Raw genomic sequence first — 26,298 nt, 5'->3', positions numbered from 1 at the left:
CCTAGACCAACCGGAGGGCCGTGCAGGTCGCGCTCTTCTCGGTGACCCGGATGCGGGCCGCGACTGCGAACAGTCGCGGCCCGCGTGCGTAGGTCGCGCACACCTCGTACTCGGCTGCCGCCCGGCCCGACTCCGGCGCGTCGGGGGTTCCGGCGGCGGCATCGGCGGCATGGATGTGGATGCGGTGGACCCTGGCCGGTCCGAGTTGTTGCCCGGGGACGCCGACCCGGGCCAGGGTCCGGAGCATCTCGACGAGGTGCGGAGGGAACGCCCCCCGGGTGTGGTGAGGGGCCCGCTGCCGGTCGACGACCTCGAGGGCCATGAGCACCAGGGCGTGGGCCGCACGGCGTGCCGGCACGGGTACCCGGTGGTCCGCCGCCGGTTCTGGGCGTGGGTCCGGGGCGGTCACGGCGTCACCGTCCCGGACGCCCGGTCGGGGCTCCGTGCACGGCAGGGGGAGCACGCCGACGTCCTCGGGGGGCGTCCGCCCGGGTGGCTCGACGCGGCAGGTCGACGGTGGTGACACGGGTGTCGGGGCCATGTGCAGTTCAACTCCCTCCCGCGATGACCGGGTCCGGTCTCGCGTCCTCTACCCCCTACGACGGGCCGGGTCGCGTCCCGGTTCCACCTCCGCTACTGCGCTGTCGCCGGACGTTGCCTAGGCTGTCCCCATGCGAGGACTGATAGTCGACTACTTCGGGGTGCTGGACGGCACGGATGAGGACCGCGAGAGTTGGCGGGACATCCTCACCGGCGCGCGGGCCAACGATGTCCGGATGGCGGTCCTCAGCAACGAGCCCGAGGGGCCGGGAGCCGATCGCGTGCGCGAGGACGCGCTGGCGTACGGGATCGATCACGTGGTGCTCAGCGGCGTGATCGGGGTGGAGAAGCCCGAGCCGGAGGCGTTCCTCGAGGCCGCGAGGCGGCTCGAGCTCGAACCCCGGGAGTGCGTGATGGTCGACGACGCCATCGAGAACGTCCTCGGTGCCGTGCAGACCGGCATGATCGGGGTCTTCTACCAGGTCTTCGACCGTGCGGCCGTGGAGATCCGGGGACTCCTCGGGCTGGACGAGGGGGTCTGACCCGTGGCGACCAGGCTGGCGACCGCCGACGCGGACCTCCTCCTCGGCGACGCGGCCCGATCCCGGAGTCGCCACTCCTGCTCCCTGGCGCTCGTCTCCCGCGGCGAACCGTGGGACATCGACCGCGTCATGGAGTTCGTCGATGCGAAGCTCGCCGACGCCCCCAGGTTCCGGCAGCGCATCCGCTACGTGCCGTTCGGGCTCGCGCGGGCGGTCTGGGTCGACGATCCGGACTTCGATCTCAGCTTCCACGTGCGGCGTTCCGCCCTGCCGGCCCCCGGCGGGATGCGGCAGCTCGCGGACCTGGTGGCCAGGTTGGTCGACCGCCCGCTCGAGGCCGGGCGCCCGCTGTGGGAGCTGTACCTGATCGAAGGCCTGGCCGACGGGCGGCTCGCCATCCTCACCAAGACCCATCACGTGCTCCTCGGCGGGCCCAACGCCGTCGACCTCGCGCAGGTGCTCATGACCGACGAGCAGACGGGGTCCGGCGTGAACGAGGTCGCCACGTGGACCCCCGTCCCGTCGCCCGGGGACGGCGTGCTCGTCCTGGACGCGCTCATCACGATCGCCACCGATCCCCTGGAACTGGTCCGGCGCTCGGCGCGGTTGGTCAACGCGGTCGAACGCGCGACCCGCGGGTTGGTCGGCGCGGCGAGTCTCAGCGTCCTGCGCCCGCCCGGTGGGCTGGCGGAGATGTTCCGGACCTCCCGGCCGCGGGGTAGCCGGGTGGGGTTGGCCTCGTTCCCGCTCTCCGAGGCGCGGGCGATAGCCAGGGCGCACGACTGCAAGGTCAACGACGTGGTCCTGGCGGTCCTGTGCGGGGCGCTGCGGTCCTGGATCCTGTCGTGCGGCCATCCGCTGACCACGTCGGACACCCTGCGCGCCATCGTCCCGATGGCCGTCACCGCCGAGTCGGCCGCGTCGGAGTCCGAGGGGTCGGGCTCCGCGGCGGGAGCGACGTCGGCGGAGATCGCCTCCGCCCTCATCGGGATGCCGGTGGGAGAGCCCAACCCGCGCATGCGACTGGCGCAGATCTCCCGCGAGACGGCCACCCAGCGTCATCCGCGGGAGGCCGTGGGTGCCAAGTCGCTGGCGCTGCTGTCCGGATTCGCCCCGCCCACCCTTCACGCGCTGGGGTCCCGCGCGGCGATCATGTTGCCGTCGGACAGCTACGACCTGGTGGTGACCAACGCACCCGGACCACAGCACACGATGTTCTGGGGCGACGGGGAGCTGATCGAGGTCTACCCCATCCCGGCGCTCCTCGACGGCCAGGCGCTGGCGGTGTCGATGAGCAGCTACTCGGGGACCGTGTACTGCGGTTTCACGTCCGACCGTCAGGCGGTCCCGGACGTGGAGGAGATCGGCGAACTCATCTCGTCCGCGTTGGACGAGCTCGCGGGCACCGTCCGCTGACCGTCACCGACCACCGAGGAAGGCACCACCATGCGCTTGTTCATCCCCGCCACGCTGTCCATGCTCGAGACGCTGCTCGAGGGCGGGGAGATGCCCGTCCGGAGCGCGACCGCGTTCGCGGCCACGCCGGCGCTCGTCGAGTCGTACGCACAGGGTGACGCGGAGGAGATCGCGCACGTCGCCTTCCTCGAGGCGGCGCGCGCGTCGCTGCGTCTCCTGGGGGGCGAGATCGACTCCGGAGCCGCGCACGGGGCGCATCCCTACCGCCGGGTGGTGGTGAGCGTGGACGTCCCCGACGCGGAGGCGGAGCCGCGGCCGGACCTGGACACGGCGGTCGTGAGGCTGACCCGGGGGACGGTGTCGATGGAGGAGGTCGCCGCCGTCCACGTGGACCTCGCCGGGGCGGTCGACCTCGTCAGGGACGCGGTCGAGGCGGTGGACCGCGCCGATCTGGGGGACGAGGACGCGGAGCTCACGGTGGGTGACGCCCTGGACATGGAACTCGCCTGGTACGACGCGGTGGAACTGCCGTTCCTCCTCACCCTGCTCTGAGCGGCCGGGGCGCGGGGCGGAGAGCGGGATCACGCCGAACCGGTGCCCGGGGACGGCCAACCTACGCTACCGTAGGTTGTTCCGGCGGTGCCGACCCGATCCCCGGGTCGTGCGTGGGCCGGTCCCGAGGAGGCACCAGTGACCGAGTCGAACCACGGACTCAGCCGCGTTCTGCGAGCGGCGGCGGCGAGGGTCCCCGAGCCGCGGGCGGCGCACCGACTCCTGAACCGACTCACCCATCCGCTGCGGGTCGACGACTACTCGTCGCTCATCTACCCGCTGTGGTCCTCGCGCGAGCTCCGCGGCGAAGTCGTCACCGTGCGCCGGGAGGCCGACGACGCCGTCACGCTCGTCATCAAGCCCGGGTGGGGTGCCACGCCCAGCTACCGGCCCGGCCAGTACCTCGGCATCGGCGTTCTGCTGGACGGCCGGTGGACCTGGCGCTCCTATTCCCTGACCTCCGCGCCGACGTCCGGGCGGGGGGAGTACTCGGTCACGGTCAAGGCCATGCCCGAGGGGCTGCTGAGCAATCACATCGTCGGGACCGTCACCGCGGGGACCATCGTCCGCCTCGCCGCCCCGGCCGGTGACTTCCACCTGCCGTCGCCGACGCCGCCGAAGCTGATGTTCGTCACCGCGGGGTCGGGGATCACCCCGGTGATGGGGATGCTCCGCTCGCTGGACAGGCGCTCGGTCGACGAGGGGTTCCCCGACGTGGTCCACGTCCACTCGATCCGCACCCCCGAGGACAGCCTGTTCCACGACGAGCTCCTGGCGCTGGAGAAGACCCAGCCGGGCTACACCCTGCACCTGCGGGTCACCAGCGAGCAGGGCAGGATCGACGCGCGGCAGATGTCGGAGCTGGTCCCGGACTGGGCCGAGCGCCCGACCTGGGCCTGTGGCCCCTCGGCGATGCTCGACGAGCTCACCGACCACTTCGACGACACCGATCGCGACGACCTCCACGTGGAGCGGTTCACCGTCAACCGCGACGCGGGGGCGTCGGGCGGGACGGTCACCTTCGGGTCCACGGGTAAGACGGTGGAGCTCGACGGCGCCACGACGATCCTCGAGGGCGGCGAGAGCGTCGGGGTGCAGATGCCCTTCGGGTGCCGCATGGGCATCTGCCAGACCTGCGTGGTCGGGCTGGACGAGGGGCACGTCCGCGACCTGCGCAACGGAACCGATCACGGTCCCGGGGAGCGGATCCAGACCTGCGTCTCGGTGGCCCTCGGGGACGTCGAGCTCAAGCTCTGACGTCGGGCGGGGGCCCGGATCGGGCCGGGGGGATCAGTCCGGATCGGTCCCCAGCGCCCACGCGTCGTTGGACTGGAGGGCGCCGAGCAGTTCCCGGACCGCGAGCGCCCGGCGGTGCGCGGCGGGGTCGGTGACGGCGTCGAACCGACACTCGGGGTCCGCGGGCGGGCCCTGGTGAGTGCACCCCCGCGGGCACTCCTGCGCGATCTCGTGGAGATCGGAGAACGCGGCCACCACGTCGTCGGGCGACACGTGCGCCAGGCCGAAGCTCCGGATCCCGGGGGTGTCCACCACCCAGCCGTCCGTGCCCAGCTCGAGGGCGACGGACTGCGTGGACGTGTGGCGACCCTTGCCCACCCCGGAGACCACGCCGGTCGCCCGGTGCGCGTCGGGGATGAGCCGGTTGACCAGCGTCGACTTGCCGACCCCGGAGTGGCCGATCATCGCGGAGATCCGGCCGTCGATCCGCTCGTGGAGCGCGGCCAGGTCGTCGTCGATCCCCACCTGCAACACGGGGACGTCGAGTGCGTCGAACTCGGCGGCGAAGACCGACGGGTCGTCGAGGTCGCCCTTGGTCAGGCAGATCACCGGTTTCAGGCCGCCGGTGTAGGCCGCCACCAGCGCGCGGGCGACGAACCCCGCCCGCGGCGGGGGGTCCGCCACCGCCACCACGATGAGCAGCAGTTCCGCGTTGGCCACCACCACGCGCTCGTACGGGTCCGAGTCGTCGGCGGTCCGCCGCAGGACGGTGCTCCGCTCCTCCACGCGGACGATCCGGGACAGGGTGTCGCGGGTGCCGGTGAGGTCGCCGACCACGCCCACGTGGTCACCCACGACGATCGGCGTGCGCCCCAGTTCCCGGGCCCGCATGGTGACGATCCGGGTCCCGGCCACGTGGTCCGGGCCGTCGTCGAGGAGGACACACCCCCAGCGGCCGCGGTCGACGCTCACCACCATCGCGGACGCGGCGTCGGCGTGGCTCGGGCGCCGTTTGGTCCGTGGGCGCGACCCCTTGCCGGGCCGGATCCGGATGTCGGATTCGTCCCAGCCGCGCGCCCCGGTGCCGCCCCGTCCGCCCGCCATGGCCGGTGTCAGCCCCGCCCGGCGAGCATGTCCGCCCACATGCGGGTGAAACCGGGCATGGTCTTGGAGGTGGACTCGATGTCGTCCACCTCGACGCCCTGCGCCACCAGGCCGATGATCGCGCCGGCGGTGGCCATCCGGTGGTCGGCGTAGGCGCGCCACGGGGCACCGCGCAGTGGTCCGGGCGTGATCTCGAGGCCGTCGTCCAGCTCGGTGACCCCGCAGCCCACGGCGCCGAGTTCGGCGGCGAGCGCGGCGAGTCGGTCGGTCTCGTGCCCGCGCAGGTGCGCGATCCCGGTCAGGCGCGACGGACCGTCGGCCACCGCGCACAGCGCGGCGACGGTGGGTGTGAGCTCGCCGATGGCGGACAGGTCCAGGTCGACGGGCGACAGGCGTGGGGGCCCGACGACGACGAGGGTGCCGTGGCCGGATCCGTCGGCGCCCTCGAGCGACACCGACGCGCCCATGTCACGGAGGATCCCGCGGATGGCGTCCCCGGGCTGGGTGGTGGACTCCGGCCAGTGGGGCACCCGGACGGTTCCCCCGGTGACCGCGGCCGCGGCCAGGAACGGGGTCGCGTTGGACAGGTCGGGCTCCACCACCCGGTCGACGGCGGAGATCGTCCCGGCGGTCACCCGCCAGGACGAGGGATCCGGCCGGACCACCTCCACCCCGGACTCGCGGAGCATCTCCAGGGTCATCTCGATGTGCGGGCCGGAGGGGACGGGGGAGCGGCCGACGTGGACCAGCTCGAGTCCCTCGTCGAACCGCGCGGCGGACAGCAGGAGTCCCGAGACGAACTGGGAGGAGGCGGAGGCGTCCATCTCCACGCGTCCCCCGCGGAGCGCGCCCGTTCCGGTGACGGAGAAGGGGAGGCTGTCCCCGACGATCTCCGCCCCCAGGGCGCGCAGTGCGTCGAGGACGGTGGCCTGCGGGCGCACCCGCGCCGCGGGATCACCGTCGAAGGTCGAGGTGCCGGTGGCGAGCGCGGCGACGGGGGGGACGAACCGCATGACGGTCCCCGCCAGGCCGCACTCGACGTCCGCCCCGCGCAACGCGCCGGGGGTGATGACCAGCTCGGTGTCGTCCGGCGCGAGCGGACCGGAGGGGCCCTCGACGCGTGCGCCCAGCGCCGTGAGGGCACCGATCATGAGGTCGGTGTCGCGGCTCCGCAGCGTCCCGCCCAGCCGGGAGGGCGAGTCCGCCAGCGCGGCCAGGACCAGAGCCCGATTCGTCAGCGACTTGGATCCGGGTACGAGGACCTCGGCGTGCACGGGCGCGGCGGCGACGGGGGCGTTCCAATGACTCACCTGGTCATTGTCGCCCATCGGCGCCGTTCCCGCCGGATCCGGGTGCGAGGATGGATGCCATGTGTGGACGGTTCTCGCTCTCCTCCGACCCGGTGCGACTGGCGGTGGAACTCGACGCCGTCGACGAGGCGTCCTCGCCGCCCCCGGGGCTGTGGCCCGCCGAGGGGCCCCGCTCCCCGCGGTTCAACATCGCCCCCACCACCACGATCCCGGTCCTGGCGCTGGACGTCCCCCGGGAACGGCTGGACCGCCCGGGCGGGCCGGAGCGTGTCCTGCGGGCGATGAGGTGGGGCCTGGTCCCGTCGTGGGCCAGGGAGGGACAGCGTCTCCCGACCCTGTTCAACGCGCGCGTCGAGACGGCGTTCTCCAAGCCGTCGTTCCGCTCCGCGGTCGCCCGGCGCCACTGTGTGGTGCCCATGGACGGGTGGTACGAGTGGGTGCCGGGGGAGCCCGCGGAGACCGGCGGCGGGGCAGGCCTCAAGCAGCCGTTCCACATGAGCCTCCCCGGGGACCGGGGGCTGCTCATGGCGGGCCTGTGGGAGGCCCGGCGCGACCCCGGGGACGAGGCCGTCACGCAGCTGTCGTGCACGATCCTCACCACCGAGGCGCTGGGCCCGCTGCGCGCGGTGCACGACCGCATGCCGCTGGTGGTGGATCCGTCCGTGGTGTCGGACTGGCTGGACCCCTCGGTGATCGGCGACCCACGGGCCCTGGTCGACGGCGCGGGCGGGGACCTGGACCGGTGGGCGCACTCGGTGCAGATCACGCCGGTCTCGCGCGCGGTCTCGAACGCCCGGAACGAGGGGCCGGAGCTGGTCCGGCCTGTGGACCCCGGGGAGGGGACCCTCTTCTAGGACCGTCCGGTGGTGATCGTGGCCGTCACCGCGTCGGTCAGCCCGACGAGGTCCGTCGGTGCGAGTTCGATCTCCCACCCGCGCCGACCGGCGCTGCAGAGGATCGTGGGGTGGCCGAGGGCCGAGTCGTCGACGAGGGTGGGCAGAGGCCGCTTCTGACCGAGCGGCGAGACCCCGCCGAGCACGTAGCCGGTCGACCTCTCCACCAGGTCCACGCCGGCGAGCGCGGCCCTGCCGCAGCCGAGCGCGGCCGCGGCGGCCCTGAGGTCGAGCATGGAGGTCACGGGGAGGACCGCGACCGCCAGCGGGATCCTGGAGCCCGCCGGGGGCCTGTCGGTGGCCAGGACCAGGGTCTTGAACACCCGGGCGGCCTCCACGCCGAGACGGTCGACCATCACTCGGGCGGCCTCGTCCCCGAACGAGTCCCCGGATGCCCGGTAGGTGTGCACGAGGTGGTCGACGCCGGCGCGCCGGAGGGCGGCGAGGGCGGGGGTCGCGGCACCGGTGCCCGCGGCGCTCCGCCGGCGTCTGCTGCTCACGCCCCGACCCTAGCGTCGACGGCCGGACGGAATACCCCGTCGCTGTTGCGTGTTGGTGTAGTTCGAGTGCTCGGGCGTCGGCCCCGGGTCCGGGAAGGAGGGTGCCATGCGGACCGCGGTCCTCGACGCCCCCGGCGTGCGGTTAGACTCCGGGTCACCGACAGGTGAGGAGTTCCGGTTGCCGACCGAGTTGCAGCCCGACGAGGCCGACCAGCGCGAAGAGAAGTTCGAGGAGTTGGCCATGCCGCTCCTCGATCAGCTCTACGGCGCCGCGTTGCGGATGACCCGGAACCCGGCGGATGCCGAGGACCTGGTGCAGGAGGCCTACGCCAAGGCGTTCGCGGGTTTCCACTCGTTCAAGCAGGGGACCAACTTCCGGGCCTGGATGCATCGCATCCTCACCAACGCCTACATCAACCATTACCGGAAGCGTCAGCGCCAGCCCGCCCAGTACCCCACCGACGAGATCACGGACTGGCAGCTCGCCGCGGCCGCCGAACACACCTCGACAGGCCTGCGCTCGGCCGAGGTGGAGGCGATGGAGCTGCTGCCGGATGACGAGATCCGGGCCGCCCTCGCCCAGCTCCCCGAGGAGTTCCGGATGGCCGTGTACTACGCCGACGTCCAGGACCTGCCGTACAAGGAGATCGCGGAGATCATGGACACCCCCCTGGGGACCGTGATGTCGCGCCTGCACCGCGGTCGCAAGCAACTGCGGGAACTCCTCCGGGACGTGGCGGCCGAGCGGGGCTTTGGACGCGACCGGACCGAGGGGGCGAAGTGATGAGGGAACACGACCCGCGCCTGGACCGGATCGACTGCGAGGCGGCCCGCCGCGACCTGTCCCTGCTGGTGGACCTCGAATGCGACGACGCCTGTCGATCCCGGCTCGAACACCACCTGGCCGGGTGTGCGGCGTGCCGGGAACTGTTCCTGTCCGAGAGGCGGCTCAAGGCCAAGCTGTCGAGGTCCTGCTGCGAGAAGGCCCCCTCCGGGCTCCGCGAACGCCTCATGGTGGAGATCCGGCGCACGACGGTGACGACGACCGACGCCGACGGCACCACGGTCATCCGCCAGACGACCACGGTGGAGAGGCGCGACCACACCTGACACCGCACCGAGCACGAGGAAGGGCGGGCACCTGACCGGTGCCCGCCCTTCCTCGTGTCTGGTGGTCCGGACTCAGCTGTTCGGACGCTTGCCGTGGTTGGCGTTCTTCTTGCGGCGATCCCGCTTCTTGCGGCCACGCTTGCCCATGGTCGCCTCCTTTCGTCGGTGTACAAGTCTCCCACGAGAACCTCCGTGTGGTTGCATTGAGGTGTCCGGGGGCCGTCGTGAGGAAAGTAGAGGAACATACGTATGACTGAACAGGTCCGTGCCGAGATGGTCGCCAACGTCATGGAGGTCGTCGCGGGCGTCGGCACCGAGGTCGCCGAGGGCGACACGATCGTGCTCCTCGAATCGATGAAGATGGAGATCCCGGTGCTGTGCGAGACGGCCGGGACCGTCACCGAGGTGGCCGTCGCCTCGGGCGACGTCATCCAGGCGGGCGACCTCATCGCCGTCATCGACTGACCGGTCGATCACACGACGAAGGCCGGTTCCCGCTCCGGAGAGAGGGGAACCGGCCTCCGTGGCCTGAGGGGTCGTGTCAGACGGTGGTGCGGGTGCGGGCGCGACGACGCTTGAGCGCGCGACGCTCGTCCTCGCTCATGCCGCCCCAGACGCCGGCATCCTGGCCGGACTCGAGGGCCCAGGTCAGGCACTCGGCGGTGACGGGGCAGCGGTTGCAGACGATCTTCGCCTCCGCGATCTGGGCGAGTGCGGGTCCGGAATTGCCGACGGGGAAGAACAGCTCGGGGTCCTCGTCGCGGCAGATGGCCTTGTGGCGCCAGTCCATGGGAACTCCTTCGGTGTGAACCGTGGTGGGGTGGGCCGGACAAGGCGAAACGCCGTCGGCGCGCAGAGCTGTAGGATCGGCGCATCAACGTCGTGGTTCGGTCACATCCGGCGATGTGGTGGGGGGTGTTCCCGCTCCGCGGGCCCGCTCCGTGCGGAGGGGCTCCCGGTTAAGGACAGGCAAACAGGGTGTGTCTGCGTTGTTACGAGTGATCGTGCCACGATTCTGTGACAAGTCAACCCTCTTTTCCGGCGATGTGGCAAAGGTCACCCGCGTTGTCAAATCGTCCGGAAACCCCACACCAGCGGCCGATACGGGTGAATCGGAGCCCACTCCACATGGGTGATTCCGGTTCGCGAGGGGGCGCGACCTAGGCTGGAGCGGTGAACGTGAGACGACCAGACGACCATCGCCCCCCCGTTGATCGGCGGTCCGCGATACCCACTTCCGTGCGGGTGGCGGGATGGATCTCCGCCGTCCAGGGATTGATCGGGGTGGGGGTCGCGGTGGCGCTGCTGGTCCGCGCGGTCGGCGGTCACCGCGAGGAGACCGTGGTCATCAGCGGCTACGGGACCGCCATCTGGTTCGCGATCCTCGGTGGCGGTCTGCTCGCCGCGGGGATCGGGCTCCTGCAGGGTCGACGCTGGGGTCGTGGACTCGTGGTGATCGCCCAGTTGCTGCTGTTGTTCGTGGCGTGGTACGTGGGCGTGGGTTCGCAGCAGTACCTCGCCGGGATCGCCCTCGCGGTGGTGTGCGCGATCGCCCTGGTGTCGCTGTTCCGCAGGGACGCGATCGAGTGGTACGCGGTCTGATCCCCACCCGGACCCGGCGGGGCGGTCAGGCGATGAGCTTGTACGCGTAGATCGTTCCGGCGCCGCGCTCGTAGAGGATGTCGCCGATCTGCGCGAGGCCGGTGACGCCGTCGGTCCGGGGCGAGGTCGAGGGCAGGCGCCGGGTCTCGCGACCGGTGTCGTGGTCCAGGAGGGCGATACCCCCCTCGACCGGCATGAGTACCCAGTTCATCACGGTCTCGGCCGCGGGGTCGGGTGACCAGCCCCCGGTGAGGCCGGGGCCGGTCGAGCCGTCCGACTTCCAGGAGAGCCTGCCCGTCGAGACGTCGAAGGCGCGTGTCGTCTCGCCGTCGAACCACCGGGCCTGCTCGGTGTCCCCGGTCACGGTGTCCGGGGAGGGTTTGAGGGCGGGCTCCGCGCCCAGCGCGGCGATCGTCGAGTGCTCGGTGGGGGAGGTGTACCACTCCACGGTCCAAGCGGTGCCCCGCTGCTCCAGGGCCAGCACGCCGGCGTCGCTCACCTCGATGATCCACAGGCCGTCGGCGCCGGTCGGCGCGGAGGCGATGTCCTCCGGCTTGCGGTTGTCCTTCGGGACGGTCGCGGAGAGGGTGAGACGGACGGAGTCGTCGTCCGGGCACCGCTCGGTCACGGCGAATCTCTCGTCGGTGAGTCCCGCGGTGACCAGCGTGCAGCCGGTCCGGGGCTGCATCCCCGCCTCCTGGGGCGCGTCGACCTCGCCGTACTCCACCGTGCGGACCAGGTCGTCCCGCCAGATCTCGAGCCGCTCCGGGCTCAGCGCGAGCGCGTGTCGCCACGTGCTGCGCAGTTCCATGGTGTCGGGGAAGTGGCTCTGCCGGGTGCTCTTGTACTGCTGAGCGGTGGGATCGAGGGCGGTGACGTCGCTGCACCCGGAGGCGCCGTCGAACGCGGCCACCAGGGCGTCGGCGTAGAACGCGGCCGCGCAGAACCGGCCGGCGTGCGAATAGGCCCACCGCTCCTCACCCGACCCCGCGTCCCGGCCGACGAGCGTGCCGTCGGGGGACACGGTGACGAGGTTGCCCTTGGTGGTGAGCGGGGCCCCGGTCCCGCCGGAGTCGTGCGACCACAGCGGCTGGAGGGTGGTGGGAGGCTCGACCGCCGGGCCGTAGACGGGCTGGTCCGCGCCCGCGGCGCGGAGGCCGGATCGCGCGGCGCTGCCGGAGACGATCACCACCACGGCGAACAGCACCACGGCGACCGCGATGATCCCCGCGGTGAGGAGGTCGCGTCGTGTCCTCCGCTCGGAGGGAACGTCGACGAACGGCCGGCCGCGATGTCCGAAGCCACTTCTCGGTGTGCGCACGTGCCCTTCCTGGCTGCGGCGGGGGCGGGAATCAGTCCCGACCGGTGGACTCGGAGGAGGAGGGGCGGCGCCGGCGGCGTCGCCGACGCGGGGCGTCGTCCCCCGCGGTCGGGGCCTCCCCGGCGGCACCGGGTCCGGGCGGTGCCTGCGTCGTCGCCCGGGCGGAGTCCTCGCTCCGGGGACGACGCCGAGGGCTGCCGGAGCGGGTTCCGGAGTCGCGGCCGGCGCCGCGGTCGGTCGGAGTGCGGCCGGACCCGGTCCCGGTGGCGGCGCCCACGCGGCCCCCGGCACCCTCGGGGATCCCGAGTTCGGATCGCAGGTGCGCGGAGGTCGAGTAGGTCTCGGCGGGCTCGGCGTGGCCCAGTCCGAGTGCCTTGTCGATGAGTCCCCAGCGGGGCAGGTCGTCCCAGTCCACGAGGGTGACCGCGACGCCCTTGCGCCCGGCCCGACCGGTGCGGCCGATCCGGTGGACGTAGGTCTTCTCGTCCTCGGGGCACTGGTAGTTGATGACGTGGGTGACGTCGTCGACGTCGATCCCGCGCGCCGCGACGTCGGTCGCCACGAGCACGTCGACGTCCCCGGAACGGAAGGCCTTGAGCGACTTCTCGCGCGCGCCCTGGCCGAGGTCGCCGTGGATGGCCCCCACCCGGAAGCCGCGCTCGGCCAGGTCGTCGGCGAGCTTCTGCGCGGTGCGCTTGGTGCGGCAGAAGATCATGGAGGCCCCGCGACCGTCGGCCTGGAGGATCCGGGACACCAGCTCGGGTTTGTCCATGGAGTGGGCCCGGTAGACGTGCTGGGTGGTGTTCTCGTGCGTGGCGCCGGAGTCGGCGGCCTCGGCCCGGATGTGGGTGGGCTTGGTGAGGAACGTGCGCGCGAGGGTGATGATCGGCCCCGGCATGGTGGCCGAGAACAGCATGGTCTGCCGCTGGTCCGGGACCATCCGGAGGAGCTTCTCGATGTCCGGCAGGAAACCCAGGTCGAGCATCTCGTCGGCCTCGTCCAGGACCAGCACCTCGACCTTGCCCAGGACCAGCTTGGACTGGTTGGCCAGGTCGAGCAGGCGGCCGGGGGTCCCCACCACCACGTCGACGCCCTTCTCCAGGGCGTCGGTCTGCTGCTCGTAGGGCGTGCCGCCGTAGATGGCGAGCACCTTGAGCGGCCGGGTCCCCGAGCCGTGGGGGGCGGTGAGCCCGGTGGCGGCGATCTTCAGGTCCTGCGTGACCTGGATGCACAGCTCGCGGGTGGGGACGATGATGAGGGCCCGTGGGGTGCCGTCGAGCTCCCGGGTCTTCTCGCCCACGGAGATGCGGTTCAGGAGCGGGACCCCGAAACCGTAGGTCTTGCCCATGCCGGTGCGGGCCTGGCCGATGAGGTCCGACCCCGCCAGCGCCAACGGGAGGGTGAGCTCCTGGATGGCGAAGGTGTGGGTGATACCGCGCTCGGCGAGCGCGGTCACGATCTCGGGGCGGACGCCGAGCTCGGCGAAGCTGGGGGAGGAGTCCGAGGACGGAGCGTCCACGACGGCGGTCGTCGTGGCCATGCCGTCGACTTCACTGGTGGTGACATCTGTAGTGGACAGGGCGGTGCCTTTCTCGTCTCGCGCGCGGATGAATTCGGGCCGCTGGTGGGCGGGCTCGGCGAGCGGGGCGCGCACATTTCCACGCGGATCGGCGGTGACGGACCCGGCTCGAGCCGAGGACCGGGCGCGGGTGTGATCCACGTCAGCCCATCCTATCCCGTGCCGTCGCGGATCACGGAGTCTGGGCTAGCCTGGCTCCCACGTACCACCGAGGACGGCGTGACGTGCGTCGACGACGAGAAGGCAGGCACCGTGGAGGTCAAGATCGGCATCGCCGACAGCAATCGTGAGCTCGCGTTCAAGACGGGGATGTCCCCGGAGGACGTGGAGAAGCGGGTGGAGGCCGCGCTCACCGCCCAGGGCAGGTCGGTCCTGGAACTCGAGGACGAGAAGGGGCGCCGGTACCTCGTCTCCACCGACAAGGTGGCCTACGTGGAGATCGGCGAGACCGCTCGCCGCGCGGTCGGCTTCCTCTCCTGAGGGTCTAGCTCTGGCCGGGGCGGTCCGTGGACTGGCGCGGGATCTTGGACAGGCCGCCCCAGCAGAGGGTGACCGTCGTGGAGACGGCCTCCGCGCGGGGGATGGGCCGACCCGCGTCCAGCCAGTGGCCCGCGCTCACGCGACTCGCCCCCACCAGGCCCACGGCGAGGAGGCGGGATCGATGCGCGTCGAGCCCGGAGTCGCCGCGGACGAGGTCGTGCACGGCGTCGATGCACCCGTCGGTCGCCCGGTCGAGTTCGCGCCGGACGTCGAGGTCGCCGGACTCGGAGGAGAAGACCAGCCGGAAGCCGCGGGTGTCGGAGTCCGCGTAGGCGAAGAAGGTGTCCACCGCGGCCTCGACGCGGCGACGGTTGTCCGAGGTCGAGGTGAGCGCGGCCCTGATGCGGCCGAGCAACTCGTCCACGTGGTGGCGCAGGACCTCGATGTAGAGGTCGTGTTTGGAGTCGAAATGCTGGTAGAGCACCGGCTTCGAGACCCCGGCGAGGACGGCGATGTCGTCCATCCCGGAGGAATGGAACCCCTGGTCGACGAACACGGTCCCGGCGGCGTCGAGGAGTTGGCGGCGCCGGGCACCGCGGGGGAGCCGGGTGGCCCTGGCGCGCCCCGGGGCGGCGGGAAATGACCCGTCCGGGCTCGTCATGTGGTGGCTCCTGTCCTCCCGCGCACCCGGGTCGACAGCCGACCGGGCCAGACGGACAATACCCGCAGAGGCGGAGTGCCGGAGGAGGCGACCACCGGCCGTGTGGGATCGTGGAAGCCTTGACCGGAGCGGATGTGGAGGTGCGCGGATGAGCGACGGCCGTCGCGGGACGTCGGACGGTGTCGACATCGGGCCCACCGCGCGGGGAACCGCCGGGGGAGGCCGCGAGTCGCACTCTCCGTATTACCCGCCGCACGGTGAGCCGCTGCGTGCACCGTGGGATCCCGAGGAGCCGACGCCGGGCCGCCGGCGGTCGGTTCCGGGCGCCAGGGACCACCTGCGCAAGCAGACCCCGGTGGGCAGGTTCTTCACCACGTGGGGATGGCGGGCGTACGCCATCCCGGTCCTGATCGTGCTCACCGCGCTCGTCGTCGCGGACGCCGTGGCGGCGACGGGGCCGGGGGACGCCGGGACGGTCGCCGAGCCGGAGGCGCCCGGGATCGTCGGGGGACCCGCGGCGGGGGAGCTTCCCCCGAGCGGGAGACTCCCGGAGGGCGGGCCCTTCATCGAGGCCGGCAGTGGCGGGTTCCGGACCATCCCCGGCCGCACCGACCTGATCGGGCGCCCCACGGCCGAGCTGTTCAGCTACACCGTCGAGGTGGAGGACGGCGTCGACACGGTGGAGTTCGGCGGTGACGACTCGGTGGCCCGGATGGTCGACGCGACCCTGGCCAACCCCAAGAGCTGGACCGCGGACGGGGCGTTGGCGTTCCAACGGACCGATCAGGGCGAGCCGACGTTCAGGATCTCGCTCGCCAGCCCCCTCACGGTCCGTGAGAACTGCGGGTACGACATCGAGCTCGAGGCGAGTTGCTACAACGCCTCGACCGGGCGGGTCTACCTCAACCTCGCCCGCTGGGTGCGCGGGGCGCGGTCGTTCCAGGGCGACATCGGGTCGTACCGCCAGTACCTCGTCAACCACGAGGTCGGCCACGCCATCGGTTTCCCGGCCCACGAGCCCTGCCCGGCGGACGGTGCGCTGGCGCCGGTGATGATGCAGCAGACGTTCGGGGTGACCAACGCGGAGATCTTCCGCCTGGACCCCGAGGGCGTGGTCCCGGACAACGATGACACCTGCAGGTACAACGCGTGGCCGTTCCCCGACGGCCCGCCGACGGGGGGGTGAGCCGGGTGGGCGGCGCCACGGACTCGGGGCTGCCCCCGCTGGTGGACCCGGGTCCCGAGCTGACGTCCGACGATCGCGGACGCTATTCCCGTCACCTCCTGCTGGGGGCGATCGGCGACGAGGGACAGCGGCGCCTGCGCGCCGCGTCCGTGTTCGTGGTGGGAGCGGGCGGACTCGGGTCGCCGGTGCTCCTGTACCTCGCCGCGGCGGGCGTCGGGCGGATCACCGTGATCGACGACGACGAGGTGGACCTCGGGAACCTGCACCGGCAGGTGATCCACTCCGTTCCGGCGATCGGCCGACCGAAGGTGTACTCGGCCCGTGACCGGTTGGTCGAGTTGGCACCGGGGGTCGGGGTGACCCCGGTGCACGGCCGGCTGGACGCGCTGAACATCGGGGCTCTGATCGAGGGTCATCACCTGGTTGTGGACGGCAGTGACAACTTCGCGACGCGCTACCTGGTCTCCGATGCCTGTGAGATCGCCGGGATCCCGGTGATCTGGGGGACGATCGACCGTTTCCGTGCCCAGCTGGCCGTCTTCTGGTCCCGCCCGCCCGCGCCCGCGGCCGCCGTGACCCTCCGGGACCTGTACCCGGCCCCGCCACCCGCGGGGTCGGTCCCGAGCTGCGCCGAGGCCGGGGTGGTGGGCGCCCTGTGCGGCACGGTCGGATCGATGATGGCGATGGAGGCCGTCAAGCTCATCACCGGTGCGGGTCGCCCCCTGCTCGGTCGCCTGGTCCTGATGGACCTGCTCGAGTCCACCCACCGCACGGTGACGATCCGGCCCGACCCCTCGCGGCGACCGGTGACGGAGCTGCCGGACGGTGCCGGGGGCGCCTCGTGCGGGGTGTCCGACCTCGGCCGGATCGACGTGCCGACGGTCTCGGCGGCCGGCCTCGCGGAGGAACTCGCGCAGGCCGGTCCGTCCGGTGGCGTGGCCCCGGTCCTGGTCGACGTCCGGGGTGCCGGGGAGCGGTCGATCGCGACGATCGAGCCCTCGGTGTGGGTCCCCCTGGACTCGGTCGCCGAGGACGCGTCGGACCCGACCGGTGTCCTGGGTCGCGCCGCCGCCCGCGGGCCGCTGGTCGTGTACTGCAAGTCGGGGTCGCGGTCCGCCCGCGCGGCCGCGACGCTGTCGGACGCCGGATTCGCCGGGGTGCGCTCGCTCGAGGGCGGGATCGAGGCGTGGACCCGCGACGTCGACCCGTCCCTGCCCGGGTACTGACCGGTGGGGTGGGTACCGTGGTCGGCGTGAGCGACCATACTGTTCCCGACCACGTCCGCGGCGCCTTCGGCGTCGCCGACGGCCCGGCCGTCCCCGTGGCGGCCGGATCCGGGACGGGGTGGCTCGTCGCCTCGCCGGGCGGCCCGGTGGTCCTGCGCCCGGTCGCGGACGCCGCACTGGCCAACTGGTCGGCACGGGTGCGCGAGGAGATGGACGTCACCGGCCTGCGCGTGGCCCTGCCCATCCGGTCCAGGGACGGCAGGCACGTCGTCGGCGGGTGGCGTGCCGACCGGGCCGTCCCCGGACGCGCCGAGGCCCGCGCCGACGAGACCATCGCCTGGTCGGCCCGGATCAACGCCGCCCTCGACGGGGTCGAACGGCCCCGTCTGGTCCGTCGCCCCGCCACCAGGCCCTGGTCGGAGACGGACCTGTTCGCCTTCGCCGAGGCGGCCTCGTGGGACGGCGACCCCGAGCACGACCTCGCGCCCGGCATGGAGGACCGCGGGACCGTCTTCGCCACCCACCGCGCGGCGGCGTTGCTCGGCGCCACCGGCCTCATCCGGCTCCGGCGGCCGGTCGACCCGGGTGTGGGATCCGGGGTCGTCCACGGGGACCTCGCCCGCGGCCTGCTCTTCGACGCGTCGACCGAACCCGCCCTCACCGACGTGGTCCCCTACGTCCGGCCCGCGTCGTGGTCGGCGGCGGTCGTCGCGGTCGACCACCTCTCGTGGGGCACGGTCGACCCCGGGGTCCTCGCGCGCTGGCGCCACCTCGACCAGTGGCCGCAGATGGTGCTGCGCGCGGCCGTGTTCCGCCTGGCCGCCCACGCCCTGCACCCGGGGTCCCGCCCGGCGGCCGTGGACGGGCTGCAGGCTATGGCGCGTGCGGTCGAGGAATACGTCGGCGACGCGGACGCATGAGTCCCCGCTCCCCGCGGGCGGGGTCCCGGTCGGGCGCCCTCGCGGTCCCGGTGGTCGCCCTCGTCGGCGTCGTCCTGGTCTCGCTCAACCTCCGCACCGCCGTGACCTCGCTGAGCCCCCTGCTCGGGGTGATCGACGCGGAGATCGGCCTCGGCACCGGCGGGATGGGCCTGCTCGGGATGGTGCCGACGGCGATGTTCGCGCTCTGGGGTGTGCTCACCCCGATCGCGCTGCGCCGCATGGGCCTGGAGGCGCTGACCGTCCTGGCGATGGCCGCCGCCGCGTCCGGCCAGGTGGTGCGCGCCCTCGCCCCCGACCCCTGGGTGATGGGGGCCGGATCCCTCATCGCGCTGGCGGGGATGGGAATCGGGAACGTGGTGGCGCCGCCGCTGGTCAAGAAGTACTTCCCACAGCACGTCGCGGCGGCGAGCATGGCGTACATCACCGGTCTCCAGCTGGGCACCGTCGTGCCCGCGCTGGTGGCGGTCCCCGTGGAGGAGGCCGCCGGGTGGCGGGTGTCGATCGGTTGGTGGGCCGTCCTGGCGATCGTCGCGGCGGTCCCGTGGATCGTGGAGATCCTCCGCACGGACGCGGACACGGACACCGCCACCGCCGGCCCGGTCGCCGCCGGGGCCGCCGCCGGGGCGGCCCCCGCGCAGCGGATCCGACCGTGGCGCTCGCCCGTCGGGGTGGCGCTCGCGCTGTTCTTCGGCACCAACTCGCTGTGCACCTACGCCTTCTTCACCTGGCTCCCGGCCGTCGCCGAGTCCATCGGGATGACCCGTGCGGAGGGCGGCCTCGCACTGGCCGTGTACTCGGCCATCGGGCTGATCGCCGCGCTGGTCGTGCCGTGGGCGGCGGGTCGGTTCGAGGACCCGTACCCCGTCGTCGTCGTCTCGGTCCTGTCCTACCTCGCCGGCTTCGCCGGCCTGCTCTGGGCGCCCGGCGCCGCACCGTGGCTGTGGGTGTGCCTGCTCGGGGTCGGCCCCAGCACGTTCCCCCTATGCCTGACGTTGATCAATCTGCGGACCCGCACGCAGGCGGGGTCCGCCGCACTCTCCGGATTCGCACAGGGGGTCGGGTACACGGCCGCGTGCCTCGGACCCATCGTCTTCGGGATCCTCCTGGCCGGTCCGGGGCTCGGGGCGGGTCTGGCGTTCCTCACGGCGGTGCTCGCGGTGATGTCCGTGGTCGCCCGCACGGCGTGCCGACCGCGGATGCTCGAGGACACCCTGCGCTGACCCCGCCCCCCGGCATGCGCGGCACCTCCGGCATGCGCGGCCCCCCGGCATGCGCTGGCGGAATGCGCGGAATCAGCGGGGGTGTGCTGCGGGTCGGGTCCACAGGGCCAGCGCACGTGGTCGGAGGCGGGCGGGGTTGAGGCGGACGGATGCGGGCGTCCGGGTGGACTGTCGGAGGCGTGTGGTCTCATCTAGCCGTGACCGAGTCCGCCGCAGCCTTCGTCCCCGGGACCCCGTCAGCGCCCGCTGACGGGGGGAGCCCGGTCGCCCGGGAGTGGCCTGCGGAACTCGACGGGGTACTCCACCGGGACTGGGGTCCGGGGGCGGCACGGGAGCAGGAGCGCTGGGTGGTGCGGGGTGGGCCGGGCAGTGGCAAGTCCTCGCTGCTCGTGGATGTAGTCCGCGCCGCGGTGATGGGCGGGGTCGGCCTCGACGGGGTGCTCGTGCTCTCCGCCTCCGCCACCGCGGGCGCCGCCCTGCTCGAGGAGATCACCCTCGGGCTCCCGCCGGAGCTCGTGGTGGGCACCGACGCGCCCGTCCGCACGGTCCACTCACTCGCCTACGGTGTGGTCCGGTTGGCGGCGGCCCGCGTCGACGCCCCTCCACCGCGTCTCCGGACCGGCGCCGAGCATGACGCGCTGGTGCGGGAGACGCTGCTGGGGGAGATGGCGGACGGCGCCCGCCACTGGCCCGAGCGCCTGAGGCCGGCCCTGGCCACCGTGGGTTTCGCACGCGAGCTCCGCGATCTGCTGCTGCGCTCCCTCGAGAGGGGGATCGGCCCCCGTGAACTCGCGCGGATGGGCCGCTCCGCCGGGCGGCCCGCCTGGGTCGCGGCGGCCGGGTTCTTCCGTCGGCACGAGGAGCAGATGGCGCTCCGGTCGAGCCTGAGGGGAGGCGAATCCGACGTTCCCGAGGCGCTCAACGCCGCCGAGCTGGTCGGTGCCGCGGTGGACGCGCTCAACGCGGACCCGCAGTTGCGTGAGATCGTCCGGTCCCGCCGTCTGGTCGCGGTCGACGACGCCCATCACCTCGACCCCCTGGCCGCGGAGTTCGTGGCCGCGATCGGCGGGGGCGCGGACGTCCTCCTGGTCGCGGAGGACGGGGACCAGTCCGTCTACCGGTTCCGGGGCGCGGATGGGGGCCTGGCCCGAGCGGTGGTCGACCAGGGTGGCCGGGCGGTGGACCTGCTCGCGGGACACCGGATGGACCCCGCCGTCGCGGCCGTCGCCGCCCGGATCGGCTCCCGGCTCCCCGGGGCCGCCCGTCACCGTCCCCGAGAGCTCGCGCCGGCCGCGCCCGGTGGACAGGACGGGTCCGTGAGGGTCGTCGTGGCCGGGTCCGCGTCGGCGGAAGCCGCGGTCGTCGCGGACTTCCTGCGTCGGCGCCACGTACTGGACGGGATGGACTACGGCGAGATGGCCGTGATCACCCGATCGCTGCCCAGGGTCACCGATGCGCTCCTGCCCGCGCTGGACGCCGCGGGCGTGCCGGTCGTCGACGCGGGAGCCGAGTTGCCCCCGGCGAACGACCCGGTGGTCGCGTCGCTGCTCCTTCTTCTGCGCTCCGTCCTGGAGGGCGGGGACGGCACGGACGCGGACCGCACCCTCGCGCTGCTCTCGGGACCCATCGGCCGCGCGGACGCCGTGGCCATGCGGCGGCTGCGGCGCGGGATCCGTCGCTCGGGGATCGGCGCCTCCGCGCCGAGCGCCGAGATCCTCGGGGAACTCGTCCTCTCCGAGCGGGGGCCGGCCCCGTCCGGCCTCACCGCGGTGGAGCTCGCCCCCGTCACGCGGGTGCGGCACGCCCGGGCGGCCGTGCGGGAGGCCCTCGCCGCCGGTGGTACCGCGGAGGAGGTCCTCTGGGCGGCGTGGTCGGCCTCCCGTATGGAGCGGAGGCTGGTCCGCCAGGCCGTCGCCGCGGACCCGTGGTCCCGGTCGGCGGACCGGTCCCTGGATGCCGTGGTCTCCCTGTTCGACCATGCGGCGGATTTCGTGGATCGTGTGCCCGGCGGGTCGGTCGCGCTCTTCTGCGACGTGGTCTCCGGGGAGGACCTCCCCGCTCCCCGCAGGGCGGACACCCGCGCCCGCGGGGGCGCGGTGAGCATCCTGTCCGCGCACGCCGCGGTGGGACGACAGTGGCGCGCGGTGGCCGTCTGCGGGGTCCAGGACGGGCTGTGGCCCGCGCCGCGTCGGCGTTCGGGTCTGCTGGGGGTCGACGAGCTGGTGGACCTGACCGAGGTGGCAGGCGACGGGCCGGTGCCGTCGGAGGCGGAGAGGGCGGTGTCCTCGGCCGCGGCCCGGGCGGCCGAGGAACGGCGGCTGTTCTACGTGGCCTGCTCCCGCGCGCGGAGCCATCTGCTCCTCACCGCGGTCGAGTCGGCGGACGGGGGAGACGTCGCCCCATCGCGGTTCGTCGACGAGGTCGCGGACCTGGCCACCTCGTACGGGGGGTCGTCGGGGCAGGGAGAGCAAGGGGCAGAGGCGCCGTCCCGGGCCGGAGGGGGGTACGCGCCCACGGTGTTCACGCTGCAGCACCTCGCCGTGGACCTCAGGGCCGCAGTGCTCGATCCGAGCACGGACCCGGCGGACTCGACCCACGCGGCCCGCCTGCTCGCCCGGCTCCGGGACTCGGGCGTGAGGGAGGCCGACCCCGCGACCTGGTACGGGTCCGCTGGGACGTCCACCGATGCACCGCCCTTCCCCGCAGAGGAGGGGAAGCCGGTCGCCGTGCTCTCCCCGTCGGGGTTCGGGGCACTCGAGGAGTGCCCGCTCCGCTGGTTCCTCCAGAAGTCGGGGGGCGATTCGGCCGCGTCGGGATCGGAGGCACCGCTCCTGCGGGGATCGGCGGTGCACGCGCTCACCCAGGCGGTCGAGGGTGCGATCTCGGAGGAGTCCCTGCGGGCGGTCGTGATGCGACGCGCCGACGCGCTCACCCGAGCCCGCGGGTGGTTCGCCTCGAGCGGTGCCGAGTCCATGATCGGGATGGCCGAGTCGTTCCGGCAGTGGAGGTCGGGGACACGCGATCGGTACACGACCGCCGGGGTGGAGGAACCGTTCGAGTTCGACGTCCCCGGTGCGGTGAGGGTCCGTGGTCGGATCGACAGGCTCGAGGCGACCCTCTCGGGTGAGGTGATCCCGGTGGACGTCAAGACGTCGGCTCAGGCGATCACCGGCGTGGCGGCGGCGGCGCACCCACAACTCGCGCTGTACCAGCTCGCCGTGCGGGAAGGATCGGTCGCGGCCGCGGCCGACCGCGCCCCCGGGGGAGGACTCCTGCTGTACCTCGGCGGTCGCGCCGGCAGGATGCCGACCGAGCGCACCCAGGACCCGCTCACCGCGGCCGGCGCCGAGGCGCTGTCCGGCCGGGTGCTCGAGGCCGGTCGCGCGACCGTCGGGCCGACCTACACCGCCCGGGTGGGGTCGTGGTGCACGTACTGCGCCGTGCGGAGCAGTTGCCCCGCCCAGGCGGAGGGTCGGCAGGTGACCGGATGAGCGCGCACGTGGACAGGATCGACACGAGCCCGGAGGAGATCGCCGACGCGCTGGGGATCCACCGCCCCACCCCGGAGCAGGCGGCGGTGATCGCGGGTCCCACCGAGCCGACGCTCGTGCTGGCCGGTGCCGGGGCGGGCAAGACCGAGACGATGGCCGCGCGCGTGGTGTGGCTGGTGGCCAACGGCTACGCCAGGCCCTCGGAGATCCTGGGTCTGACCTTCACCCGCAAGGCGGCTCAACAACTGTCAAGGCGAATCCGCCGTCGCCTCGACGCCCTGGCCAGGAGCCCGCTCTGTATCGGACCCGGGACGGACCCCCGGATCGCCGAGTCGATCCGGACCGAGGACCCGCAGATCTCCACCTACCACGCCTTCGCGGGCACCCTGCTCGGGTCGTACGGCCTGCTCGTCCCGGTGGAGCCGGATTCACGTCTGCTCACGGAGACCGCCGCGTTCCAGCTCGCCCACGACGTCGTGTCGAGGTGGGAGTCCCCCCTCACCACCACGTCCGGCTCGGCTGCGGTGACCCGCAGCGTCATGGCCCTGGCGGGTCAGTTGTCCGATCACCTCGTCACCACGGACGACCTGCGCACGCACCCCGACCTCATCTCCACCCTCATCGCGACGCTGCCGGGGGGCCCCCGACAGAAGGAGGCACCCACCGAGTGGCTCGCCAAGACCGCGACCATCCAGGGGCACCGGGACGAACTGGCCGACCTCGTCGACGCGGTCGCCGCGCGGATGCGAGCGGAATCGGCGCTGGATCACGGGTCGCAGATGGCGCTGGCGGCGACCGTCGCCCGCGACCATCCCGAGGTGGGAGAGGCCGAACGCCGTGCCTTCCGGGTGGTGCTGCTCGACGAGTACCAGGACACCGGCCATTCGCAGCGCGTCCTGCTCGCCTCCCTCTTCGGCGGGGGTGCGGGTCCGGTTCCGGCGGTCACCGCGGTCGGTGACCCGATGCAGTCCATCTACGGGTGGCGGGGCGCTTCGGCGTCCAACCTGGATCTGTTCGGCGACGACTTCCCCCGGGCCGACGGCACCCGGTCTCATCTGCGCGAACTCACCACGTCGTGGCGAAATCCGCCCGAGGTGCTCCTGCTGGCCAACCGGATCACCCTGCCGCTGCGTGACCGACCGGGGTCGGTGCCCGTCCCCGAGCTGACGGCACGTCCCTGGGCCGCGCCCGCCGACCTGCGGGTGGCGGTCCTGGACACCGTCGAGGAGGAGCGCGCGTGGCTGGCAGACAGCCTGGCCGCCCGGTATCACGCCGCGGTCGCGGCCGGACGCGTGCCGACCGCCGCCGTCCTCGTCCGGCGCAACAGCGACTCGGGTCCCCTCGCGGAGGCGTTGGAGGCCCGAGGGCTGCAGGCGGAGATCGTGGGGGTGGGCGGGCTGCTGGACGTCCCGGAGGTCGCGGACGTGGTCGCGTTGCTCACCGTGGTCGCCCGACCCGGCGCCGGAGCATCGCTGCTGCGCCTGCTCAGCGGTTCCCGCTTCGCCCTCGGCGCCGCCGATCTGGCGGCGCTGGCCGGTCGTGCCTCCGCGCTCTCGCTCCGGCGCCCCGCCACGACGAGCGGGGCGGTGACCAGCGTGGAGGACCTCGAGGAGATCCTCGACGCGATCGCCCAGGGCGAGGACACCGACTCGGCGGCCCTGGCGGACGCCCTCGCCGATCCCGGCCCGTCCGAGTCCTACAGCCCGGCGGGCGTCGCCCGGATCGCCGAGCTCGCGCAGATGATCTCGTCGCTGCGCGCCCGCTCCTCCGCGCCCCCGGCCCGACTCGTCGCCGCCGCGGAGAAGGCCCTCGGTCTGGACGCCGAGGTCCGGCTGCGTGAGCGGTTCGGTGGGGGGGAGGCACGAGAACAGCTCGACGCACTGCAGGAGGTGGCGGCGGGATTCCGGGCCGATCGGGGGCCGGCGCTCGATGCCTTCCTGTCCTACCTCGACCTCGCCCGCAGCGTCGACGGCGGACTGCCCCGGGGGGAAGTCGCGGCGACGCCGGGACGAGTGCAGATCCTCACCGTGCATTCGGCCAAGGGACTGGAATGGGAGATCGTGGCGGTGCCCCACCTGTCGACGGGGGTGTTCCCCTCGGATCAGGCACCCCGGACCTCCGTCCGATCGGCCACCCACCTTCCCGAGGCGCTGCGGGGGGACCGGGAATCCGAGGCCAACCCCGGTGGGGTGCCGGTGCCCCGCCTCGACGCCGTGTCCGACCGCAAGCTCCTGGAGACGGCCCTCAAGGACCACATCAAGCGCGTCGCACGCCGCTCGCTCGACGAGGACCGGCGGCTCTTCTACGTGGCGGTCACCCGGGCCGAGCAGTCGCTGCTGCTGTCGGCCTCGCACTGGCACGGGGAGAGGACCACACCGCGGGGGCCGTCGGTGTTCCTCGACGAGGTCCTCGCGTCGTGCGGGGGGACCGAACCACTGGGGACGATCGACCACCTCGTCGTCACACCCTCCGACACCAACCCAGCGACCACCTCCGTCGTCGAGGCGACCTGGCCGCCCGCCGCGGATCCGGACCTGGCGGCGGCCGCTCGCGCGGTGGACCGCGCGGTCCCGGTGGACCCGGAGGGCGAGCAGGCCCCGGGGGCGGGACCGGCGCGCCGGTGGCACCTCGCGGCCGCACCCCTGTTGGAGGACCTCCGCCGGACCGCGGCGGCGCGGGACGAGGTGGTCCTGCCACGTCGGCTCACGGCAGGTGAGATCGTGGCCATGGCGTCCGATCCCCAGGCGTTCGCCGAGCGGCTCCGCAGGCCCGTGCCGTTCCGCCCGGACCGGTTCGCCCGGCGCGGGACCAGGTTCCACGCGTGGCTCGAGCACCGCTATGGCGCCACCCATCTCCTCGACATGGACGACCTGCCCGGCGCCGGAGATCACGGGGCGGTCGACGGGCTGTCCGAGGCGGATCTCGCGGAGCTCCAGACGGCCTTCGAGGCCTCGCGGTGGGCTCGGCTGACCCCGGAGGCGGTGGAGGTCCCGTTCGAGGTCGGTCTCGGTGCGCACCTCCTGCGGGGGAGGATGGACGCGGTCTTCCGCGAGGGGGCCGACTGGATCGTCGTGGATTGGAAGACCGGTCGGGTCCCGACCTCGCGGGAACTCCCGGCCGTGTCCCTCCAGTTGGCGGTGTACCGGTACGCATGGGCGAAGGTGGTCTCGGCGAGGCTTGGCAGGACCGTCGAGGTGGACAGGGTCCGGGCCGCCTTCCACTACGTCCGTACCGGTCGAACGGTGGAACCGGCGGACCTGCCGGACGAGGCCGAGCTCCTCCGGTTGCTCGGCGACGCGCACGGGAAGGGGGCGCGTATTGTCCGACGGGCACCGATAGGCGACGATGGTGGCCGATGACGACGGGGATCGACGGCGATCCCGTCCCG

24 protein-coding genes are annotated in these 26,298 nt (G+C 73.1%); 16 read left to right on the top strand and 8 right to left on the bottom strand.

Annotated features, from left to right (window positions below; genetic code table 11):
- Position 1: 1 nt before the first annotated feature.
- Positions 2 to 358 (bottom strand): Rv3235 family protein, encoded by a 357-nt coding sequence (locus Q0444_RS09485; RefSeq protein ID WP_349679603.1) that lies wholly within the window; start codon positions 356 to 358, stop codon positions 2 to 4.
- Positions 359 to 671: 313 nt separating this feature from the next.
- On the opposite strand from Q0444_RS09485, the gene Q0444_RS09480 reads away from it, so the two are divergent.
- The 4 genes from Q0444_RS09480 (at position 672) to Q0444_RS09465 (ending at position 4,307) form a co-directional block, all read left to right on the top strand.
- On the top strand, positions 672 to 1,082 hold the full coding sequence (locus tag Q0444_RS09480; RefSeq protein WP_291079619.1) for an HAD family hydrolase: 411 nt from the start codon (positions 672 to 674) through the stop codon (positions 1,080 to 1,082).
- Between the two features lie 3 nt (positions 1,083 to 1,085).
- Entirely contained in the window at positions 1,086 to 2,498 is a 1,413-nt protein-coding gene (locus Q0444_RS09475) for a wax ester/triacylglycerol synthase family O-acyltransferase (RefSeq protein ID WP_291079617.1), read from the top strand.
- A gap of 30 nt (positions 2,499 to 2,528) precedes the next feature.
- A complete protein-coding gene (locus Q0444_RS09470; RefSeq protein WP_291079615.1) occupies positions 2,529 to 3,050 on the top strand; it encodes a DUF6912 family protein in 522 nt (173 codons plus the stop codon).
- Positions 3,051 to 3,188: 138 nt separating this feature from the next.
- A complete protein-coding gene (locus tag Q0444_RS09465; protein WP_299023066.1) occupies positions 3,189 to 4,307 on the top strand; it encodes a ferredoxin reductase in 1,119 nt (372 codons plus the stop codon).
- 33 nt (positions 4,308 to 4,340) lie between these two features.
- Here Q0444_RS09465 and rsgA read toward each other — a convergent pair whose 3' ends face one another.
- Together rsgA and aroA are read right to left on the bottom strand one after the other, a co-directional pair.
- Positions 4,341 to 5,390, bottom strand: coding sequence for a ribosome small subunit-dependent GTPase A (gene rsgA / locus Q0444_RS09460; RefSeq protein WP_299023065.1), 1,050 nt, complete (start codon positions 5,388 to 5,390; stop codon positions 4,341 to 4,343).
- A gap of 8 nt (positions 5,391 to 5,398) precedes the next feature.
- Positions 5,399 to 6,718 carry a 3-phosphoshikimate 1-carboxyvinyltransferase gene (gene aroA, locus Q0444_RS09455; protein ID WP_291085432.1) on the bottom strand — a complete coding sequence of 440 codons (1,320 nt, stop codon included), beginning with the start codon at positions 6,716 to 6,718 and terminating at the stop codon, positions 5,399 to 5,401.
- 41 nt (positions 6,719 to 6,759) lie between these two features.
- On the opposite strand from aroA, the gene Q0444_RS09450 reads away from it, so the two are divergent.
- Positions 6,760 to 7,554: an SOS response-associated peptidase gene (locus Q0444_RS09450; protein ID WP_291085435.1), complete on the top strand. Its 795-nt coding sequence runs from the start codon at positions 6,760 to 6,762 to the stop codon at positions 7,552 to 7,554.
- On the opposite strand, the gene Q0444_RS09445 is transcribed toward Q0444_RS09450, so the two are convergent.
- The gene (locus tag Q0444_RS09445) at positions 7,551 to 8,093 is read right to left on the bottom strand and encodes a YbaK/EbsC family protein (RefSeq protein WP_291085439.1); all 543 of its coding nucleotides are present in this window, start codon (positions 8,091 to 8,093) and stop codon (positions 7,551 to 7,553) included. The genes Q0444_RS09450 and Q0444_RS09445 overlap by 4 nt on opposite strands.
- Before the next feature lie 106 nt (positions 8,094 to 8,199).
- Between Q0444_RS09445 and Q0444_RS09440 the strand changes: the two genes are divergently transcribed.
- The 3 genes from Q0444_RS09440 (at position 8,200) to Q0444_RS09430 (ending at position 9,668) form a co-directional block, all read left to right on the top strand.
- The gene (locus Q0444_RS09440; protein ID WP_291085442.1) at positions 8,200 to 8,877 is read left to right on the top strand and encodes a sigma-70 family RNA polymerase sigma factor; all 678 of its coding nucleotides are present in this window, start codon (positions 8,200 to 8,202) and stop codon (positions 8,875 to 8,877) included.
- Positions 8,877 to 9,203 carry an anti-sigma factor gene (locus Q0444_RS09435; RefSeq protein WP_291085445.1) on the top strand — a complete coding sequence of 109 codons (327 nt, stop codon included), beginning with the start codon at positions 8,877 to 8,879 and terminating at the stop codon, positions 9,201 to 9,203. Before Q0444_RS09440 ends, Q0444_RS09435 begins: the two co-directional genes overlap by 1 nt.
- Before the next feature lie 249 nt (positions 9,204 to 9,452).
- Positions 9,453 to 9,668 carry a biotin/lipoyl-binding carrier protein gene (locus tag Q0444_RS09430; RefSeq protein ID WP_291085448.1) on the top strand — a complete coding sequence of 72 codons (216 nt, stop codon included), beginning with the start codon at positions 9,453 to 9,455 and terminating at the stop codon, positions 9,666 to 9,668.
- A gap of 76 nt (positions 9,669 to 9,744) precedes the next feature.
- Here Q0444_RS09430 and Q0444_RS09425 read toward each other — a convergent pair whose 3' ends face one another.
- Positions 9,745 to 9,993: a WhiB family transcriptional regulator gene (locus Q0444_RS09425; protein ID WP_067712327.1), complete on the bottom strand. Its 249-nt coding sequence runs from the start codon at positions 9,991 to 9,993 to the stop codon at positions 9,745 to 9,747.
- 449 nt (positions 9,994 to 10,442) lie between these two features.
- Here Q0444_RS09425 and Q0444_RS09420 point away from each other — a divergent pair, with 449 nt between their 5' ends.
- Positions 10,443 to 10,805 carry a hypothetical protein gene (locus Q0444_RS09420; RefSeq protein ID WP_291085457.1) on the top strand — a complete coding sequence of 121 codons (363 nt, stop codon included), beginning with the start codon at positions 10,443 to 10,445 and terminating at the stop codon, positions 10,803 to 10,805.
- Between the two features lie 25 nt (positions 10,806 to 10,830).
- Here the strand turns inward: Q0444_RS09420 and Q0444_RS09415 are convergent, their stop codons facing one another.
- Positions 10,831 to 12,126, bottom strand: a complete 1,296-nt coding sequence (locus tag Q0444_RS09415; protein ID WP_291085459.1) for a PQQ-binding-like beta-propeller repeat protein — start codon at positions 12,124 to 12,126, stop codon at positions 10,831 to 10,833.
- 31 nt (positions 12,127 to 12,157) lie between these two features.
- The gene (locus tag Q0444_RS09410) at positions 12,158 to 13,666 is read right to left on the bottom strand and encodes a DEAD/DEAH box helicase (protein WP_291085512.1); all 1,509 of its coding nucleotides are present in this window, start codon (positions 13,664 to 13,666) and stop codon (positions 12,158 to 12,160) included.
- 291 nt (positions 13,667 to 13,957) lie between these two features.
- Between Q0444_RS09410 and Q0444_RS09405 the strand changes: the two genes are divergently transcribed.
- Positions 13,958 to 14,185, top strand: a complete 228-nt coding sequence (locus tag Q0444_RS09405) for a DUF3107 domain-containing protein (RefSeq protein ID WP_291085515.1) — start codon at positions 13,958 to 13,960, stop codon at positions 14,183 to 14,185.
- 4 nt (positions 14,186 to 14,189) lie between these two features.
- Here Q0444_RS09405 and Q0444_RS09400 read toward each other — a convergent pair whose 3' ends face one another.
- Positions 14,190 to 14,846, bottom strand: a complete 657-nt coding sequence (locus Q0444_RS09400; protein WP_291085461.1) for a TetR/AcrR family transcriptional regulator — start codon at positions 14,844 to 14,846, stop codon at positions 14,190 to 14,192.
- 148 nt (positions 14,847 to 14,994) lie between these two features.
- Here Q0444_RS09400 and Q0444_RS09395 point away from each other — a divergent pair, with 148 nt between their 5' ends.
- From Q0444_RS09395 to Q0444_RS09370, 6 genes are all read left to right on the top strand, one after another.
- On the top strand, positions 14,995 to 16,032 hold the full coding sequence (locus tag Q0444_RS09395; protein ID WP_291085463.1) for a DUF3152 domain-containing protein: 1,038 nt from the start codon (positions 14,995 to 14,997) through the stop codon (positions 16,030 to 16,032).
- Positions 15,996 to 17,258, top strand: a complete 1,263-nt coding sequence (locus Q0444_RS09390) for a ThiF family adenylyltransferase (RefSeq protein ID WP_291085466.1) — start codon at positions 15,996 to 15,998, stop codon at positions 17,256 to 17,258. The genes Q0444_RS09395 and Q0444_RS09390 overlap by 37 nt, the downstream gene beginning before the upstream one ends.
- Positions 17,259 to 17,284: 26 nt before the next feature.
- Positions 17,285 to 18,178 carry a TIGR02569 family protein gene (locus Q0444_RS09385; protein ID WP_291085469.1) on the top strand — a complete coding sequence of 298 codons (894 nt, stop codon included), beginning with the start codon at positions 17,285 to 17,287 and terminating at the stop codon, positions 18,176 to 18,178.
- Complete coding sequence (locus tag Q0444_RS09380; RefSeq protein ID WP_299023056.1) at positions 18,175 to 19,419, top strand: MFS transporter; 1,245 nt, start codon at positions 18,175 to 18,177, stop codon at positions 19,417 to 19,419. Before Q0444_RS09385 ends, Q0444_RS09380 begins: the two co-directional genes overlap by 4 nt.
- A 197-nt stretch (positions 19,420 to 19,616) precedes the next feature.
- Entirely contained in the window at positions 19,617 to 22,910 is a 3,294-nt protein-coding gene (locus Q0444_RS09375) for a UrvD/REP family ATP-dependent DNA helicase (protein WP_291085475.1), read from the top strand.
- On the top strand, positions 22,907 to 26,269 hold the full coding sequence (locus tag Q0444_RS09370) for an ATP-dependent DNA helicase (protein WP_291085478.1): 3,363 nt from the start codon (positions 22,907 to 22,909) through the stop codon (positions 26,267 to 26,269). The genes Q0444_RS09375 and Q0444_RS09370 overlap by 4 nt, the downstream gene beginning before the upstream one ends.
- Positions 26,270 to 26,298: the final 29 nt, after the last annotated feature.

The sequence above is a fragment of the uncultured Dietzia sp. genome (assembly GCF_937873725.1).
Lineage (GTDB): Bacteria > Actinomycetota > Actinomycetes > Mycobacteriales > Mycobacteriaceae > Dietzia.
The sequence above is the reverse complement of the archived record's forward strand: the minus strand, read 5'-3'. Positions and strand labels throughout refer to the sequence as shown.